Origin of the sequence: Pseudomonas lini (assembly GCF_001042905.1) — a bacterium.
In the GTDB taxonomy this organism is placed as follows: Bacteria; Pseudomonadota; Gammaproteobacteria; order Pseudomonadales; family Pseudomonadaceae; genus Aquipseudomonas; species Aquipseudomonas lini.
Map to the genome: position 1 here is coordinate 68291 of NZ_JYLB01000010.1, position 17734 is coordinate 86024.

General features: G+C 60.4%; 15 protein-coding genes. 2 read left to right on the plus strand and 13 right to left on the minus strand.

The features are described 5' to 3' along the window. Window positions 1-240 precede the first annotated feature (240 nt). The 9 genes from TU81_RS24965 to TU81_RS25005 form a co-directional block, all read right to left on the minus strand. Entirely contained in the window at window positions 241-1293 is a 1053-nt protein-coding gene (locus tag TU81_RS24965) for a Gfo/Idh/MocA family protein (protein WP_048397054.1), read from the minus strand. Between the two features lie 136 nt (window positions 1294-1429). After that, a complete protein-coding gene (locus TU81_RS24970; protein ID WP_048397057.1) occupies window positions 1430-2290 on the minus strand; it encodes a sugar phosphate isomerase/epimerase family protein in 861 nt (286 codons plus the stop codon). Between the two features lie 157 nt (window positions 2291-2447). Then, complete coding sequence (locus tag TU81_RS24975) at window positions 2448-3473, minus strand: Gfo/Idh/MocA family protein (RefSeq protein ID WP_048397059.1); 1026 nt, start codon at window positions 3471-3473, stop codon at window positions 2448-2450. Between the two features lie 31 nt (window positions 3474-3504). After that, window positions 3505-5436 carry a 3D-(3,5/4)-trihydroxycyclohexane-1,2-dione acylhydrolase (decyclizing) gene (iolD, locus tag TU81_RS24980; protein WP_048397061.1) on the minus strand — a complete coding sequence of 644 codons (1932 nt, stop codon included), beginning with the start codon at window positions 5434-5436 and terminating at the stop codon, window positions 3505-3507. A gap of 152 nt (window positions 5437-5588) precedes the next feature. Further along, on the minus strand, window positions 5589-6410 hold the full coding sequence (locus TU81_RS24985) for a TIM barrel protein (RefSeq protein WP_048397063.1): 822 nt from the start codon (window positions 6408-6410) through the stop codon (window positions 5589-5591). 26 nt (window positions 6411-6436) lie between these two features. Beyond that, window positions 6437-7939: a CoA-acylating methylmalonate-semialdehyde dehydrogenase gene (locus TU81_RS24990; protein ID WP_038982614.1), complete on the minus strand. Its 1503-nt coding sequence runs from the start codon at window positions 7937-7939 to the stop codon at window positions 6437-6439. 44 nt (window positions 7940-7983) lie between these two features. Further along, window positions 7984-8826: a 5-deoxy-glucuronate isomerase gene (gene iolB / locus TU81_RS24995; protein ID WP_048397065.1), complete on the minus strand. Its 843-nt coding sequence runs from the start codon at window positions 8824-8826 to the stop codon at window positions 7984-7986. Continuing rightward, window positions 8823-9716 carry a myo-inosose-2 dehydratase gene (iolE, locus tag TU81_RS25000; RefSeq protein ID WP_048397068.1) on the minus strand — a complete coding sequence of 298 codons (894 nt, stop codon included), beginning with the start codon at window positions 9714-9716 and terminating at the stop codon, window positions 8823-8825. Before iolE ends, iolB begins: the two co-directional genes overlap by 4 nt. Window positions 9717-9887: 171 nt before the next feature. Beyond that, complete coding sequence (locus TU81_RS25005) at window positions 9888-11825, minus strand: bifunctional 5-dehydro-2-deoxygluconokinase/5-dehydro-2-deoxyphosphogluconate aldolase (protein ID WP_048397069.1); 1938 nt, start codon at window positions 11823-11825, stop codon at window positions 9888-9890. A 310-nt stretch (window positions 11826-12135) separates the two neighbouring features. On the opposite strand from TU81_RS25005, the gene TU81_RS25010 reads away from it, so the two are divergent. Continuing rightward, entirely contained in the window at window positions 12136-13056 is a 921-nt protein-coding gene (locus tag TU81_RS25010; protein WP_038982618.1) for a MurR/RpiR family transcriptional regulator, read from the plus strand. 76 nt (window positions 13057-13132) lie between these two features. Further along, window positions 13133-13744 (plus strand): glutathione S-transferase, encoded by a 612-nt coding sequence (locus TU81_RS25015; protein WP_048397071.1) that lies wholly within the window; start codon window positions 13133-13135, stop codon window positions 13742-13744. A gap of 125 nt (window positions 13745-13869) precedes the next feature. On the opposite strand, the gene hcnC is transcribed toward TU81_RS25015, so the two are convergent. The 4 genes from hcnC to TU81_RS25035 all read right to left on the minus strand — a co-directional run bounded on the left by hcnC (window position 13870) and on the right by TU81_RS25035 (window position 17592). Continuing rightward, window positions 13870-15129 (minus strand): cyanide-forming glycine dehydrogenase subunit HcnC, encoded by a 1260-nt coding sequence (gene hcnC, locus TU81_RS25020; RefSeq protein ID WP_038982620.1) that lies wholly within the window; start codon window positions 15127-15129, stop codon window positions 13870-13872. Next, window positions 15122-16531 (minus strand): cyanide-forming glycine dehydrogenase subunit HcnB, encoded by a 1410-nt coding sequence (gene hcnB, locus TU81_RS25025; protein ID WP_048397073.1) that lies wholly within the window; start codon window positions 16529-16531, stop codon window positions 15122-15124. The genes hcnC and hcnB overlap by 8 nt, the downstream gene beginning before the upstream one ends. Continuing rightward, on the minus strand, window positions 16528-16842 hold the full coding sequence (locus tag TU81_RS25030; protein WP_048397075.1) for a (2Fe-2S)-binding protein: 315 nt from the start codon (window positions 16840-16842) through the stop codon (window positions 16528-16530). The genes hcnB and TU81_RS25030 overlap by 4 nt, the downstream gene beginning before the upstream one ends. A 210-nt stretch (window positions 16843-17052) precedes the next feature. Further along, the gene (locus TU81_RS25035) at window positions 17053-17592 is read right to left on the minus strand and encodes a hypothetical protein (protein ID WP_038982622.1); all 540 of its coding nucleotides are present in this window, start codon (window positions 17590-17592) and stop codon (window positions 17053-17055) included. Between the last annotated feature and the right edge of the window lie 142 nt (window positions 17593-17734).

Sequence of the window (17734 nt, forward strand, 5' to 3'; positions counted from 1 at the left end):
CAAGCGGAAAAAGGAATGAAACGAGACGCGAGGCAGGTCGCGAGAGAGGTGTAGCGCGGAACGTAAAGCATGCAGAGCAGAGTTGAAGGTTTTCATCGACGGTACCTGGCTTTTGTTTCTTGTTTTTGGTGCGTCCTTCACTCGTTCAAGGCCTGCTTGAGCGTGATCGGACGTTGATAGTCGGCAACCTGGAAACGACTTTATTGGAAAATAATTTCTATATCAACTCATTTTAGAATTTTATTCTGATTTTATTCCATGGCTCTCGAACGGGCTCAGTGCCACCACTTGATGCCGCTCGAAACTTAGCCGCGCAGCGTCTAGCACGCGGGTGGTCGCCAGTGCATCACGGGCGTCGACCGGCAGTGGGCCACCGCTCTGTAACGCGGTTTGTAGCTGCAAATAGAACTGATTCCAGCAGCCACGCTCGGAGGGAACCCGTTCACGCACCTCGCCCTGCTCGAACCAGCCCCAGCGCCGGTGCTCTTCGACGCCCCAACGCTCGCCTTCGGATTTCGGCGTAAGCCCGGCGAGGGTCGACGCCTCCTGCCCATCCAGACCGTCGACGCTGTAGCAGCCCTGGGTGCCGGTCACGCGAAAGCGCGGGCCGGGGGTGTTTTGCAGGCAACTGCCACCCAGGTGCGAGATCACTCCGTTGGCATGGGTCAGGGACATAAAGAAGCCGTTGTCGAAGGGCTGGCCTTTTTCGAGGTAATCCAGTTCGGCGTAAACCCGGGTGACGGGACCGAACAAGAGCAGCGCCTGATCCACCAGATGGCTGCCCAGATCGCGCAGGAAACCGCCGCCGCTGCCGTTGTTCACCGACTGCGGCGAATAGCGCTCGATCCGCGATTCAAAACGGGTGACCTGGCCCAGCGCACCGGACTCGATGAGTTTGCGCACGGTGAGAAAGTCCGAGTCCCAGCGCCGGTTCTGGTAGACGCTCAGTTGCACGCCTTGGCGCTCGGCCATGGTGATCAGGGTTTGCGCCTGTTGCGCATCAGCAGCGAACGGCTTGTCGCTGACCACCGCCACCTCGTGTTCGATGGCGTCGAGCACCAGCGCCGGGCGACCTTTGAGCGGCGTGGAGATCACCAGCACATCGACCCCGGCTTCGACCATTTGGCCGATGCTGTCGAAGGCCGGCACACCGGGATGTTCCGCCGCCAGCAGCTGCCGGCGCTCGGCAGAACGGGTGACCACGCCCACGAAGGTCGCCGCCGGCAAACTGCTGATCAGCGGTGCATGGAAAAACCGGCCGCCATGGCCGTAACCGACAAGTCCGATACGCATGAAAGTAATCTCCTTATAGAACGCGGCCCCTGTGGGAGCGGGCTTGCCCGCGATAGCGGTCTGACAATCACTGAGATGTTGAATGTGCCGCCGTCATCGCGGGCAAGCCCGCTCCCACAGGTTTTGTGTAGGTCGGTCAGCGGCAGAGTTCGCTTTTGACGCGTTCGAGCATCATGCAGTTGGACTCATCCGGCCGGTCTTCCCAGGCGAATACCGAGACGGTGGCAATGCCATCGAACTTGATCTCGCGCAATGTGCCGAAAAACGCTTCCCAGTCGACTTCGCCCTGGCCGATGTCCAGATGCTGGTGCACGGTGGCGGTGACGCCCGGCGGGTTGACGATGTAGCGCAAGCCCGAGGAGGCCTTGTGGTTGTAGGTGTCGGCGATGATCAGGTGGCTCAGCTTTGAGCCGGCGTACTTGAGCATCGAGGCGATATCACCGACACCGTCGTCATAGAAAAACGTGTGCGGCGCGGCGTAGAGGTAGTTGATCCAGTCACGGTCCAGGCCGCGGATGATGTCCACCGACTCGTTATTGCGCTCGCAGAAATCATAAGGGTGGGCCTGGATATCGAGCTTGATGCCTTCGCGTTCGAACTCGGGAATCAACTCGTCCATGGAGCGCATGAACTGGTTTTCGCACACCAGCGGGTTGTCCGACTGGCCGGTGAACTCGGTGTTGACCAGTTCGCAGTCCATCTCTACGGCAATCTGGATCGCGCGCCTCCAGTTTCGCACGGCAGCCACACGCAAACCTTCATCGGCGGCGGCCCAGTGGTACATCGGTAATAAGGAAGAGAGTTTGACCCCGGTGTCGCTCAAGGCTTTGCGAAATTCCTTGATCCGCGCCTTGTCGACCCGTGGGGCTTTATAGAACGGCAGGAAATCTTCCCGGGGCGACAGCTCGATGTGTTCGTAACCGAGCTCGGCAACCTTGTCGACCATCTTGCCCAGGGACAGGTTGCGGTACATGTAGGGGTCTAGTGCGATGCGCATGTTTTTTTGTTCTCCTTAACCAGAATCGACGCCGTCCCCTGTAGGAGCTGCCGAAGGCTGCGATCTTTTGATCTTGATTCTAAAAAGCGAAGTCAAAAGATCGCAGCCTGCGGCAGCTCCTACATGATCGATGAGTGTCAGCAAAGATCAGGTTTTGTTAGCCGTAGAAACGGGGGCGGTCTGGCAGGCCGACTTTGACGATCTGCCCGCTGTTCTGCGCGTCGATGCACGCATCAGCCGCCACCGCTGCCGCGTAACCATCCCACGCCGACGGCCCACCGACCTGCCCGGCCCGTACGCCATCGATAAACGCCTGCAACTCGACGTCATACGCGGCGATGAAACGGTCCTTCCAATCCATCAGAATCGCATTGGACAGTTTCGCCCCACTGCGCAATTGAACCTGCGACGGCTCCGGCAGTTTGGCGATGCCGGTCTCCCCTACCACTTCGCACTGGATGTCGTAGCCGTATTGGCAATTGACGAACACTTCCACATCGATGCGCGTGCCCTTGGCGGTTTCCAGCAGCACGATCTGCGGGTCTTTCAAATGGGCGTGGGCTTTGCTGGTCTTGCGCGGGAACACCACTTGCACCGACACATAATCGTCGTCGAGCAACCAGCGCAACACGTCCAGTTCATGGATCAGCGTGTCGGTGATCGCCATGTCGGTCTTGTAGTTCCCACCCACGGTCGGGTTGCGGTGGGCGCAGTGAAGCATCAACGGCTCGCCGATCTGGCCGCTGTCGATCACTGCTTTCAACGCCCGATACCCTTCATCGTACGGACGCATGAAACCGACCTGCACCAGCCGTTTACCGTGGGCCACTTCGGCCTCGACGATCTTGAGGCAGCCTTCGGCGGTGACCGCCAGTGGCTTTTCGCAGAACACCGGTTTGCCGGCGGCAATCGCCGCCAGCACGAACTCTTCGTGGCTCGGACCCCATGAGGTCACGAGGATCGCTTCGACTTCCGGCGCCTTGATCAGCGCATGACCGTCGGGATAGACCTCGGCAGTCAGTTTCAGATCGGAAACGACCTTGGCCGCTTGCTGCAAATTGATGTCGGTGACCGCGACAACCTGGCTATTGAGCAAAGTCTGGCTGCAACGACGGATATGATCCTGGCCGATGGCCCCGGTGCCGATAACGCCGATCCGCAACGAATTGGAAAGCAAAGACATATAAACACTCCTGTGGGTTCGTTCAGGGCAATCAGTATTGACGGGCCTTGGCCAGTCGCTCATTGAGGGTCTTGGCCACCGTATCGGTGCGGGCGCTGGTGGAGACTTGCGCCACGCCGACCCGCCACCACGACAGGTATTTGTGAATCATGGTTTTGGGCAGGACCTTGATATCGATCAGCGTCGACACCGTCTGCAACCGCGCATCCGCCAACGCAGCTTGCAACGCTTCAACGGTGTTCACTTTGTAAGTCTTGCAGCCGTAAGCCGCCGCGCTCATGGCGAAATCCACCGGCACGAAGCCGCCATCGAGCTTGCCGGTTTGCGGATTACGGAAACGGAACTCGGTGCCGAAACTGTCCATGCCGTGTTCCATTTGCAGGTTGTTGATGCAGCCGAAGGTCATGTTGTCCAGCAGCACCACGTTGATCTTGCGTCGCTCCTGGATCGAGGTCGCCAGTTCCGAGTGCAGCATCATGTAGGAGCCGTCGCCCACCAGTGCGTAGACCTCGCGCTCAGGCTCGGCGAGCTTCACGCCCAGTGCGGCGTTCACCTCGTAACCCATGCAGGAATAACCGTACTCGACGTGGTAAGTATTCACGCCCTTGCTGCGCCAGCTGCGCTGCAAGTCACCGGGCAAACTGCCGGCGGCGGCGACGATCACGGCGTCATCGGCCAGGGTTTCATTGAGCACGCCGAGCACCCGGCTCTGGGTCAGGCAGGAACCGGTCAGCTCGATGAATTCGCGCAGCACCGCCGGGTCCAGGTGGTCGTTGATTTCCGGGACGAAATCCTCGGTCTGATACTCAACCTGATAGATGCGATCCACTTCCTCATCCAGCTGCGCCTTGGCCTGACGGGGTTGATCGCCCCAGCCCGAGCGGTAATCGCCCAGCGCTTCGGCCAATGCCTGCAAACCGGTTTTGGCGTCCGCCAGCAGCTGCACGCCGTCGAGCTTCAGCGCGTCGCAGGGGCTGATATTGAGGTTGAGAAAATGCACGTCCGGGTGTTTGAACAAGGATTTCGACGCGGTGGTGAAATCGCTGTAGCGCGTGCCCACACCAATGATCAAATCAGCATCCTTGGCCAACAGGTTCGCCGCCAGGCAGCCGGTTTCGCCGATCCCGCCGACGTTCAGCGGATGGCTGGACACCACCGCACTTTTGCCGGCCTGTGTTTCGGCGAAGGGAATATCGAAGCGCTCGGCGAACGCCTGCAACGCGGCATTGGCGCCCGAGTATTTGACCCCACCACCGCAGATGATCAGTGGCTTGCGCTTGCCTTTGAACAGCGCCAGTGCATCACCGAGCATCGCTTCGGTGGCCGGACGGCGCTCGATGCGGTGCACGCGTTTTTGCAGGAAATAATCAGGGTAGTCGTAAGCCTCGGCCTGTACGTCTTGCGGCAAGGCCAGGGTCACCGCGCCGGTTTCGGCGGGGTCGGTGAGCACGCGCATGGCGTGGATCGCCGCGGTCATCAGTTGCTCGGGACGGTTGATCCGGTCCCAATATTTACTCACGGCCTTGAACGCATCGTTGGTACTGATGCTCAGGTCGTGGAATTGCTCGATCTGTTGCAGCACCGGGTCCGGTTGGCGGCAGGCATAAACGTCGCCGGGCAACAGCAGCAAGGGAATACGGTTGGCGGTGGCCGTCGCGGCAGCGGTCAGCATGTTCGCCGCACCCGGGCCCACCGATGAAGAACAGGCGTAGATCTTGCGCCGCAGGTGTTGTTTGGCAAAACCAATGGCGGCGTGGGCCATGCCTTGCTCATTGCGCCCCTGATGGACGATCAGGTCGCCGCTGTCCTGTTCCAAGGCTTGCCCCAGACCCAGCACATTGCCGTGGCCGAAAATGGTAAAGATCCCGGCGACGAATTTGCTCTGAACCCCATCGACCTCGATGTACTGGTTATCGAGGAATTTCACCAGGGCCTGGGCCATGGTCAGTCTTGTTGTGGTCATGCTTGCACCTTCCTTTGAAGCTAAATCCGGTGTGTGCTGTGGAATGCGATCACTGTGGGAGCGGGCTTGCCCGCGATAGCGATCTACCTGACACATCAATGTTGAATGTGCTGCCGCCATCGCGGGCAAGCCCGCTCCCACAGGGTTCTCCATTAACCTTGGGATTTCTGCAGGTGATCCATGCTCGCGCCAATCGCCGTCTGGATATCCGCCAGGCCATGGACGCTGTCGGCGAACGGTTCGAACGACAGGTAGCCGCTGTAGCCGGTAGCGAGCAAGGTTTCGATTTGCGCCGCGTTGCCGAGGATGTCGCCCTCGCCCACCAGCACCCGGTGGCCGTCGCGGATGGTCGCCAGCGGTGCCTCGGTATCTTCGACGCCGGAGATGTGCACCAGCCCGGTCAGCTCGGGAAAGAACTCATGTTCGCTGGCCAGGTGATGGTGAAAGGTGTCATGCACCAGACGGAACACATCCAGCCCACCGATGGCCTTGATTGCATCGACCGCGGTGCGTTTGCGCCGCAGCGAGCATTCTTCGAAACCCAGCGGCTCGATGAAACCGAGGATGCCGTGATCACGCAGAATCGGCGCCAGTTCACTCAACGCCGTGCGCAGCCCGGAAGCACGCTGCGCTTCGGTTCGTGGATCGGCGCGGTCGTTCAACGGGCACATCACCAAACCCTGCGCGCCGCAATCACGGGCATAAGCGGCGAGCTTCAGGGCGTGTGCACGGCGCTCGTCATTCCAGACATCGAACGGATACAGCGCGTTGATCGACAGCACGGTGATGCCTTTGGCCGCGCACAACTCACGCACGTGTTCGGGCGCGGTACCGTCCTCGATCTCGACGCCCTTGAGGTCGTTGCGGATCTCGATGGCGTCGGCCTTGAGCGTCACCGCCAACTCGATGAACGCGGGCAGGGACAAACGTGGGGCGACCATACGGTTCAGGGCGAAACGCAGGGGTTTGCTCATTTTTTGTTGTTCTCCGCACAAGTGAATTATTTGGCTGTCGGCATGCTGAATTCAGGGCCCTTGGCGATGCTGTCGGGCCAGCGCTGCATCACGCTTTTATAGCGGCTGTAGAAGCGGATGCCTTCTTCGCCGTACGCGTGATGATCACCGAACAACGAGCGCTTCCAGCCGCCAAACGAATGCCAGGCCATCGGTACCGGGATCGGTACGTTGATGCCAACCATGCCGACCTTGATGTTGCGGGCAAACGAGCGGGCGATGCCGCCGTCGCTGGTGAAACACGACACGCCGTTGCCGAACTCATGGGCGTTGATCAGCGCCACGGCGCTGGCGAAATCCGGCACGCGCACGATGCCCAGCACCGGGCCGAAGATCTCTTGCTGGTAGATGCTCATCTCGGTCGTGACGTTATCGAACAGCGTCGCGCCGACGAAGAAACCGTTCTCGGCGCCCGGCACCTTGAAGTTGCGCCCGTCGACAATCAGCTGCGCGCCCTGGGCCACGCCTTCGCCGATAAAGCCCTCGACCTTGGCTTTGTGCTCGGCGGTCACCAGCGGCCCCATGTCGCTGTCGCCCTGCATGCCATTGCCGACTTTCAGTTGATCGATGCGCGGCAGCAGTTTGGCAATCAACTGGTCGCCGACATCACCAACCGCCACGGCAATCGAAATCGCCATGCAGCGCTCACCGGCCGAGCCGTAAGCGGCGCCGATCAATGCATCTGCCGCTTGATCCAGATCGGCATCGGGCATGACGATCATGTGGTTCTTCGCCCCGCCCAGCGCCTGTACGCGTTTGCCGCGCGAAGTCGCTTGCTGGTGGATGTACTCGGCAATCGGCGTCGAACCGACAAAGGAAATCGCCTCGATGTCCGGGTGTTGCAGCAAGGCGTCGACCGCGGTCTTGTCACCCTGAACCACGTTGAACACACCGTCCGGCAACCCGGCTTCGGTCAATAATTTCGCCATCAGCAAACTGGCCGACGGGTCGCGCTCGGACGGTTTGAGGATGAAGCAGTTACCGGTGACCAGCGCGATCGGAATCATCCACAGCGGCACCATCACCGGAAAGTTGAACGGCGTGACTCCGGCGCAAACACCCAGAGGCTGACGCAAGTTCCAGTTGTCGATGCCGCCGCCGATGTTGTCGCTGAACTCGGTTTTCAGCAGGTTCGGCGCACCGCAAGCGTACTCGACGATTTCGATGCCGCGCGTCACTTCGCCCTTGGCGTCCGAGAACACCTTGCCGTGTTCGCGACTGATGATTTCCGCTAGTTCGTTGTGATGGCGGTCAAGCAGTTCCTTGAACTTGAACATCACCCGCGAACGGCGCAGGGACGATTGCTCGGACCACGCCGGGAACGCCTTCAGGGCTGAGGCGACGGCTTCGTCCACGGTTTTCTGGCCGGCCAGCCCGACTCGCGCCTGAACGCTGCCGGTGGCCGGATTGAAGACATTGCTGAACCGCTCGCTGCCGCTGTCTTGCACCTGACCGTCGATGTAATGGCCTATTACCTGGGCGTCACTCATTGTTCTTGTTCTCCGTTCGAATGTGGGAATTCAGGCTTTTTAGTTCAGAGATCAAGCAGCCAACTGTGCTGCGGATCGTTATGGAACTGCCAGACGCGTTTCGGGCCGGCCATCACGTTCAGGTAATACGACTCGTAGCCGTAGGGCACGCTGACCGGGTGATAACCCTTGGGCACGACGACCAGATCGCTGTTTTCCACGGCCATGGCCTGGTCGATACTGCGATCGTCGGTGTAGACCCGCTGGAACACGAAGCCTTGGGGCGGGTTGATCTGGTGGTAATAGGTTTCTTCGAGAAAGCTCTGATGCGGCAGATCGTCGGTGTCGTGCTTGTGCGGCGGGTAGCTCGACGAGTGCCCGGACGGTGTGCGCACTTCCACCACCAGCAGCGAATGGGCTAGCTCGGTGTCTGGCAGGATGTCGCAGACGTAACGGGTGTTGGCACCCTTGCCGCGCACGCTGCGTTTCATGCTGTCGGGCTTGATCAGCCGTGGGCTGTAGGAGCTGCCGAAGGCTGCGATCTTTTCGCTATTGGCTTCAAGAGTGGAGCCAGGCGCAGAGCAAACGGCGATCTGCACGTCGCTGAGTGCGACCACTTGCGCCTGACTGCCCGGTGGCAAGTACGCGGCGAACGGGGATTTGTCTTCGAACACCGATTGGCGATCACCGATGTTGTCCCAGTCGAACGCGCCCTGCCCCGGCGCTTCGCCTTTGATGCTGACCCGGCCGCTGAGCAGCACCAGGCACAGTTCCTTGTCGCCGGCGCTGACCGGCAGGGTTTCGCCGAGGCTCAGGCGGTAAGCGGCGAAACCGACGTATTCCAGCTCACCCTGCCCCAACTCGACCATGGTCCGGCCGCGAGCATTGCTTTTGACCAACAGGCTCATCGCACGGTCCTCTCGTTGAGCAGTGCGCGCAAGGTGTCGTAGCCTTTTTTGGCGTAGACATAACTCGGTGCCACCGCTGGATCCTGCTCGGCCTCCACCACCAACCAACCGTGGTAATCGGCGCCCAGCAGGACGTCGAGCAAGGCGCCGAAGTCGATGTCGCCATCGCCGGGCACGGTGAACGTGCCGTTGATGATGCAGTCCGGGAAGCTCCACAGGTTGTTGCGCGCCAGTTGCACCACCGGTTTGCGCACGTCCTTGAAATGCACGTGGCAGATGCGTTCGATGTGTTTGCGCAGCACCTGCAAGGGTTCACCGCCGCCCATGTAGCAGTGACCCGAATCGAACAGCAGGCCGACTTCACTCCCGGTCAGCGCCATCAGTTTGTCGATGTCGGCCGGGGATTCGACATAGGCGCCCATGTGGTGGTGATACGCCAGGCGCACGCCCTGGGACAGGGTGAAGCGTGCCAGTTCGGTGAGTTTGTCGGCGTATTCCTGCCACGCCTGCTCGGTGTGAAAACGCGGGCGCTCGACCAAGGGAATGCGCTGGCCTTGAATCGAGTCAGCGACTTCGCCATAGACCAGCTCCTTGGCGCCGTTCTTCGCCAGCAGCTCGACATGGCTGGCGATGGCGTCGATTTCCTCAGCCACGGAACGGCGGGCCAGACGGCTGGAATACCAGCCGGAGACCAGCGCCAGATCGTAAGGCCGCAGCACGTCGCCAACGCCTTTGGCATCCTTGGGGAATTTACCGTTGAGTTCGAAACCTTCGTAGCCGATTTCCTTGCCTTCGCTGAGGGCGGTACTCAACGGCGTCTCGCCACCGAGGGAAGGCAGGTCGTCGTTGCTCCAGGAGATCGGGTTGATGCCAATTCGGATAGCGGGCATGGCTGCACCTTTTATTGTTTTCAAATAAACCTGAGACCGCTGCGGTCGGTTTTTCTGTGGGAGCTGGCTTGCCTGCGATGCAGACGACTCGTTCTTTCAGCTAGACCGAGGTGATGCCATCGCAGGCAAGCCAGCTCCCACACTTGATAGCATTCCAATTTCCAATAGATGTCAGGCCCGGGCCGTGCGCCAGGCGTCGATCAATTCGACGAACGTGCCCTGCACTTGGCGGATCAGCGTTTCGTCGTCGATTTCACCGGCCATCCACGCGCGGCTCGGTTCCTGGAAAATCGTCCGGCCTACGGCAAAACCTCGGCAGGTCTGGCTCTGGCTGGCCTGCTGAAACCCTTCGGCCAACGCCGCCGCCGGTGCATTCAAGCCCAACAGCACCACGCCACGGCAATACGGATCGCGCTCCTGAATCAGCTCATCGAGTTGTTGCCATTCCTCGGCGCTTTGCGCTTCGATCTTCCACCACGCCGGGTAGATGCCCAGGTTGTAGAGGCGTTTGAGCGCGCGATACAGCACGTCCGGATGCGTCGACGGGTGATCCTTGGGCGGAATGATCTCCAGCAGCAGCTCATGACCGCTGACCTGGGAGGCCTGATACAAACCCTTGATCTGCGCTTCCTGCTCCAGACGCAGCAGCGGCTCGTCGTCGGGGTGGAATTGCACCAGGCATTTGATGATCTGTTCTTGCGGCCAGGCGATCAGGTTGCTGCCGATCGAGCGCCCGTGTTCGAACGCCAATGGCCGCGAGCCCTGCACTTCCACCGGCCGCGCCACCCACCAGCCGCGACCGGTGGCGGCGTTCAGCGAGTCCTGACCGAAGCGTTGATCGGCCAACAAGCCGACATCAGCCTCGACGCCCTGCTCACGCAAGTCCGCTTCGACCCGCTCCACGGCTTTGATAAAGAGTTGTTTGAGTTCGCCAATGCTGCTCAGGTCGCGACCGCCCTTATGGGCCAGTTCCACCAATTGCCCGCGATGATCGAAGGCGAAGATGAACAGCTGCTTCCACTGTTTGCGCGGTACGCTGACCTGATGCAAACGCTGCAACACGGCGTCCTGATCCGGCCGGGTGATCGGCACCGGGCTGTTGAACAGATAGTCGAGTTCGGCGCGGGTCGGCATCGCCGGGGCGCAGGCATGGCGCGACACCACCAGACCGCCGCAGGAATTGGCCAGCTGGCAGCAGCGTTCGTCGCTGGCATCCTCCAGCCAACCGCTGAGGAAACCCGACATGAAGGCATCGCCGGCCCCCAGCACATTGAGCACTTCGACGCGCACACCGGGATAGATCGCGCCGTCTTCGAGACGCGCCGGAATCACCCCATGAATCACCGTGCAGCCTTGCGGGCCGAGCTTGACCACCAACGTCGCCGCGCTCAGTTGCCGGACGTTGCGCAATGCAGTGAGCAAATCCTCGGAACCGCCGGCAATCAAAAACTCTTCTTCAGTGCCGACGATCAGGTCGAAACGCGGGAGGATTTTCTGTACGTGCTGGCTAACGTTCTGATCGGCGACGAACCGGGTTTCGCCGTCCGCCTTGCCGGCCAGGCCCCAGAGCACCGGGCGATAGTCGATGTCCAGCACCCGTTTGACGTTGTGCGTCTCGGCATAGTCCAGGGCCTGGATGCTCGCCTTGTAGACGCCGTCGGTGGAGAAATGGGTGCCGGTGATCAGCAAGGCTTTACTGGAAGCAATGAAGGCTTCGTTGATGTCTTCGGCGCGCAACGCCATGTCGGCGCAATTTTCGCGGTAGAACACCAGGGGAAAGGTTTCGCGGTCCTTGAGGCCCAGCAGGACCATGGCGGTCAGGCGTTCCGGATCGACCTTGATGCCGCTGACGTCGCAACCCTCGCGGGTCAGCGATTCAACGAGGAAACGCCCCATGTGGTCGTCCCCTACCCGGCTCAGCATCGCCGACTTCAGACCCAGCCGAGCGGTGCCGAAGGCGATGTTGGCGGACGAACCGCCGAGGTATTTGGCGAAGCTGCTCACATCCTCCAGCCGCGCCCCGACTTGCTGCGCATAGAGGTCGACGCCCAGGCGTCCCAGGCAAATCAGATCCAATTGACGCCCACTGGCAAAACGAGTCTGGCCCATGCTGGCTCCTGTTATTTTTATCAGCCTGCGTTCGGGGCGATGACGGCGCCGAACACTCTTGGTGGATGCAGACTAAAACGACCGGGACCGAACAATCAATAATTATTCTAAATATTTTTTACATGGAATATTTTTTCCAATAAACTTTTACACAAGCGCTCCAGACACAGTGCATCGTTTCAGCAGACCCGATGACGGCCGCAAGCTCAAGATTTTATTCCGGCCTACCCTGTAGACTGCGCACAGCCAACCTATTGTCAGGGGATGACCCGCCTGTCATCTCTATAAGCACAAGCCAGAAGGATTTCTTATGTCCCGCACCGATCAGCCGGCCACGACCGAGAGCACGCCCGACAGCGATCTCGTCAGCCCTCCGATCAATGCCGAGCGTTTGTTGCAGCTGATCACCGATGAATACGAAAGCCTGCCGCGCCAGCTCAAACGCATCGCCAGCTACATGAGCCAGCAGAGCGACCGGATCATGGTCGACCGCATCAGCGACATCGCCCGCGAATGCGAAGTGCACCCGTCGGCCATCGTGCGGTTTTCCCAGCGTTTCGGCTTCAGTGGTTTCAGCGAAATGCAGGCGCTGTTCCGAGAGGCCTACACCCACAAAACCACGCCGGTGCAGAACTACCAGCAACGCATCCGCAGCATGATCGCCAACAAGTCGCAGAAGGCCAGTGGTGGCGATCTGGCGCGCGAGTGCGTCAACGCCACCCTGTCGGGTATCGAACGGTTGGGGCTGGAACTCGATGACCAGGCCTTCGACAAAGCGGTGGACCTGGTGGTGAATGCCGACAACATCTACGTGGTCGGGGTGCGCCGCTCGTTCGCGGTGGCCGATTACCTGGTCTACAACCTGCAACACACCAACAAGCGCATCCACCTGGTGTCGGGTCTGGGCGGCAGTTACCGCGAGCAGATGCGCAGCGTGCGCGCCAATGACCTGGTGATTGCCATCAGCTTCACGCCCTACGGCAAGGAAACCCAGCACTGCCTGCGTATTGCCCAGCACAATCAGGCGAAAACCCTGATCATCACCGACAGCAACCTTTCACCTTTGGCCAAGCGCGCCAACACCGTGCTGCTGGTCAACGAAGGCAGCTCGTTTGCCTTCCGCTCGCTGAGTGCGACCTTGTGCCTGTGCCAGGCGCTGTTTATCGCCGTGGCTTATCGACTGGAATTGAAGGTTGATGAGATTCACGAACAAGTGGGGTTTGAGGATTAGCCTGATGCCGTTTGCAGGTCGCTGAACCTCAGCTAAGGTTGTCCATCCCCCAAGGACCGTCTGAAGGAGAGGCTCAATGAAACTGATCGGCATGCTGGATTCGCCCTATGTGCGGCGCGTCGCCATTTCCGCCAAATGCCTGGGTATACCGCTGGAGCACGAATCGGTTTCGGTGTTCAGGAACTTCGAGCAGTTCCAGCAGATCAACCCGGTGGTGAAGGCCCCAACCCTGGTGCTGGCTGATGGCGAGGTGTTGATGGACTCGACGCTGATCATCGATTACCTGGAGGCCTTGGCCGCGCCGGGTAAAAGCCTGATACCGAACAATCTGGAGCAACGCTTGCGCTCGCTGCGACTGATCGGTCTGGCGTTGGCGGCATGTGAAAAATCGGTGCAGCTTTACTACGAACGCAATCTGCGGCCGGCGGAGATTCAGTACGCGCCCTGGGTGGAACGGGTCGAAGGGCAATTGGCTTCGGCATATTCGGCGCTGGAGCGGGAGCTGCAAAAACAGCCGCTGAAGATCGACGGTTCGATTGCGCAGGACGGGATTACCCTGGCGGTGGCCTGGAGTTTTACCAACCTGGTGGTGCCGGATCAGGTAGAGGCCGCGCAGTTTCCGCGGATCAGCGCGTTTACGGCGTATGCCGAGGGGCTTGAGGTGTTTGTCGGTACGCCGATCGATTGAGAATTGCTGCGCCAGGACCGAAGTCTTCGCGGGCAAGCCTCGCTCCCACAGTTGATCTGAGGTGTTCTCGGATTGTGTGTTCACCACAAAACCCTGTGGGAGCGGGCTTGCCCGCGATGGCGTCCTCAGGCCATTTCCATTCCCTTCGATCCAACCTCCGCCTTCCCTGCAAACCGATCCGCCAGAAACGGTGTGATGTCCAGCGGCAACGGCTCGTTGTTCACCAGTTTATCCAGCAACACCCCAGTGATTGCCGATGTCAGGATGCCGGTGCGGAAATGTCCGCAGGCATTCAGGTAACCCTCCACCCCTTTCATCGGCCCGAGAATCGGCAGTTCGTCCGGTGAGCCTGGACGCAACCCGGCCCAGCAGCGTTTCAGGTTGATGTCCGCCAGCGCCGGAATGCAACGCAGCGCGCCTTGCACCAGGCCGCTGATTTCCGGGTAGGTGGTGGTCACGTCGAAACCCTTGTCTTCGGTGGTGCTGCCAATCAGGATTTCGCCGTTGTCTTTCTGCGCCACGTAGCAGTCGCTGGTGGTCAGGCAACCGCGCAGGATCTTCGGCATGCGCTCGGTCAGCAGGATCTGGCCCTTCACCGGGTTCACCGGAATGCGAATGCCGGTGGCCTGCTCGCTGAGGTCGGCGGCCCAGGCACCGGCAGCGTTGATCAACGTATCGCAACGGAACACGCCAGCCCGGTCGGTCTGCACGCCGCTGACCCGCGAGCCGTAGTGCAACACGCCGGTGACGTTGGTGTTGAAATACAGATCCACACCGTTCTGCCGCGCACCTTCGGTGTAGGCATCGGCCAGGCGGAACGGGCTGACCTGATGGTCGCAGAGGAACTCCAGCGCGCCCCTCGCCTCATGGCTGACACTCGGTTCGGCTTCGCGCAGTGCCGCTTGATCGAGCCAACGCACCTGATCCGCCAGGTGCGGAATGCAAGCGACGATATGCTCGGCGTAGAGCCGGTCTTCATCGTCATAAATCACGAATTTCAATCCGGTCTTCTCGAACTTGAAATCCATCCCGTGATTCTCCTGCAACTCCCGATGCAAGTCCGGGTACATCGCGTTGGACTGCAAGGCGAAGTCGAAGAACGACTGCGGCAGGATGTGCGGCGTGCTGGAATCCACCGCCACGGCCGCGCCCTGGGCTTCGCGCTTGCGGTTGGCCGACATCATGCGAAAGAAAATCACCCCGCAACCCAGCCCCACCGACTCGCCGATCGCCCACAGGCCGCCGGCCGAAGCCCGGGTCGCGTTGCCCGGACGCTTGGCGTCGATCAGCGCGACTTTCAGGTGTTTGCGCTTGGACAATTGATAGGCGCAGGACGCCCCGATCACACCGCCGCCGGCGATGACCACGTCATAGAACTTACTCATGGCTTGCGGCCTCCGTGCCGACAGACTGGAACGCGGAAAAAGGAATCGGGTCGACGGGGAAACGCGGTCGCAACCAACCCACATCCTGCCGGCCAGTGGCTTCGCGCAAACGGTCGGTGCAATAACACACGCACATGCGCCCCTGGCAATCGCCCATGCTCACACGGGTGCGCATCTTCAGGCTGGCCAGGTCTTGCACGCCCTGCTCCAGCGCCCGATCGATGTCGGCGCGAGTCGCGTGTTCACAGCGGCAGATCACCGTGTCGGCGGCCGGCAATGCGGTCTGCCCGGCGCCGCGTTCGGTGTAGCGGTCGACGGCGGCACGAAAGCGCACGATGGACTTGAGTTTCGACAGGTAACGGTCGCGCCGGACAAGCGCCAGTTCCGAGTCCAGCACATCGCGTTGCAGCAGGATCGACACTGCCGCGATCCGTCCCGCGAGCATGGCCGCCTCGCCCCCCCGAATCCCGCCCATGTCACCGGCCAGGTGCACATGGGGTTCGCTGCTTTGCTGCCAGACATTGGCGCTGGCCCGCAAATAGCCGTCGTCGCTAAAACCGTGATCCAGGCCCATTTGCTGGCTGAGTTGGGTGCGTGGAATGAAGCCGTAACCGACCGCCAGGGTCTGCGCGGCAACCTGCTCGGCGCGACTCAGGTCCGGCTCCCAAGTGCTGGAGTACGGCGCGACGGTCACCGAACTCAACTCGCCCTCGCCCTGTACCTCGACCACGCCCCAGCCATAGTGCATGGGGATGCCGTGCAGTTTCAGGTACGCGAGCATGCTCAAACCATCGAGAAACAGCTGCGGTTTGTTCAACAGTGCGAGACTTTCCCGAGCGATCTTGCCGAACGCACACGCTTCGTAAACCCCGGCGACGCTCACCCCGGACGTGTGCAGCTGGCAGGCCACCAGCGGCAACAACGGACCGGTGCCCGCGATCAGCACCGGCCCCTGCGGTTTAACGACGCCGCTCTTGATTTGCAGTTGCAGACCACCCAACAGAATCACGCCGGGCAAGGTCCAGCCGGGAAATGGCACGCTGCGTTCATGGCACCCGGCAGCCAGCAGCAACTGCGAATACTCGATCTCCTGCAAGCGTTCATCGGCGTCCAGCGCCACCAGTGCGCGAGTGCCTTCGGCCCCCACCACGCGATGGTTCAGGCGCACGTCGATCAAGCCCGACTGCTCCCGGAAATCTCCATGCAGCTTGGCCAGCGCTTCCGAATAACGCGGCCCCAAATAATCCAGCTGGACGCCATCGCGCAACGGACCGCGATAGACCACGCCGCCGAGCCGTGAGGCTTCTTCAAGCAAGGTACACCGCACCCCGTGCCGGGCCAGTTCAATGGCCGCCGCCATACCCGCCGGCCCGCCGCCGACGATCACCGGACGCAGGCTCATAACACCTCCTGCCCGGTGATGCGGTTGACTCGGGTTTCGACATCCATGCCCTCACGCACGATCGTCTGGCAGGCACGACGTTTGTGTCGGCCATTGATTTTCACCAGGCAGCATTGGCACACACCCATGCCGCAATAGGCACCGCTGACATGATCGTGATCGTTACGGGCCACTTGGCGAATGCCCAGTGATTGAATGACCGTCAGGACGGTTTCGCCAATGGCGGCACTGACGGTTTGGCCATTGATGCGCACAGTCATGTCCGCCTGCACCAGCGGCTGGATATCGAAGGTTCTGTCTTGGCGTTGCATTGCGACGTCCATCCTTGAAAAGTTCAGGTAAGGGTTGCCAGCTCCATGCTGCACTTACACTTGCGGTGGCCCGATGAGATACAAAAACGAGGGGGCCTGCTCGGGTACTAATCGATGTCGCGGCAAGGGCCTGGATTGTTCACGGTAAGGCATACCCCCGAACGAAATATTGATCCAGGCCAGTAAAAGCTGCCGCGCTCGCACCAATCTTCAGCTGGAAAAAACGTAGTGCCCTTTGACCTTCTTCGAGCCCAGGAAGCCCAGGTCCGGGAACAACAGCGTTTTGAGGTAAGCGACGAAAAACACCATGCCCAAGGTGATTGCGGCACCAATGAGCGTCAGCAACGGATCTTCCTCAAACCCCTGGAACATGCGCGGAAACTGGCTCAGGGACAGGATCACGTAAATGGTGTAGGCCTGCGCAACGTTCCTGTAAAAGCCCCAAACGAACAGCAGCGGCACCCCTGCGGCAAACAGGGTGAAAAATACGGCGGCACCTGGCCCGATCATCGAGCCGAGGAAGAACCCGAAGACTGCACCGAGCAACGCTTGAGCAATCGTCAGAAAAAGTAAGGTCTTGATCTTGCCGGAGTGCCGCTGACACAGCGCAGGGTCCGCATAGGCACCGATCCAGTACGCCAGCACCCGATCCTTGACCTCGCCGCCGGACAGCGTCTTGAAAATTTCGGTCTTCGAACGCCCGCTTTCGAGCATCGCCACCAGTTGCCGTTTGCTTTCCTTTTTGTCCACGGTATTTCTCCTGCCAGGCAACACAACATTAAAAGTGGGAGCAGATGTGCTCCCGCTGGGGCGATTCTCGCTGCTTGGGCATCCGAAAAGCAAAACGCCGCTTCTATCTGAGATAGAAGCGGCGCAGGCAAGTGCCTCGAAG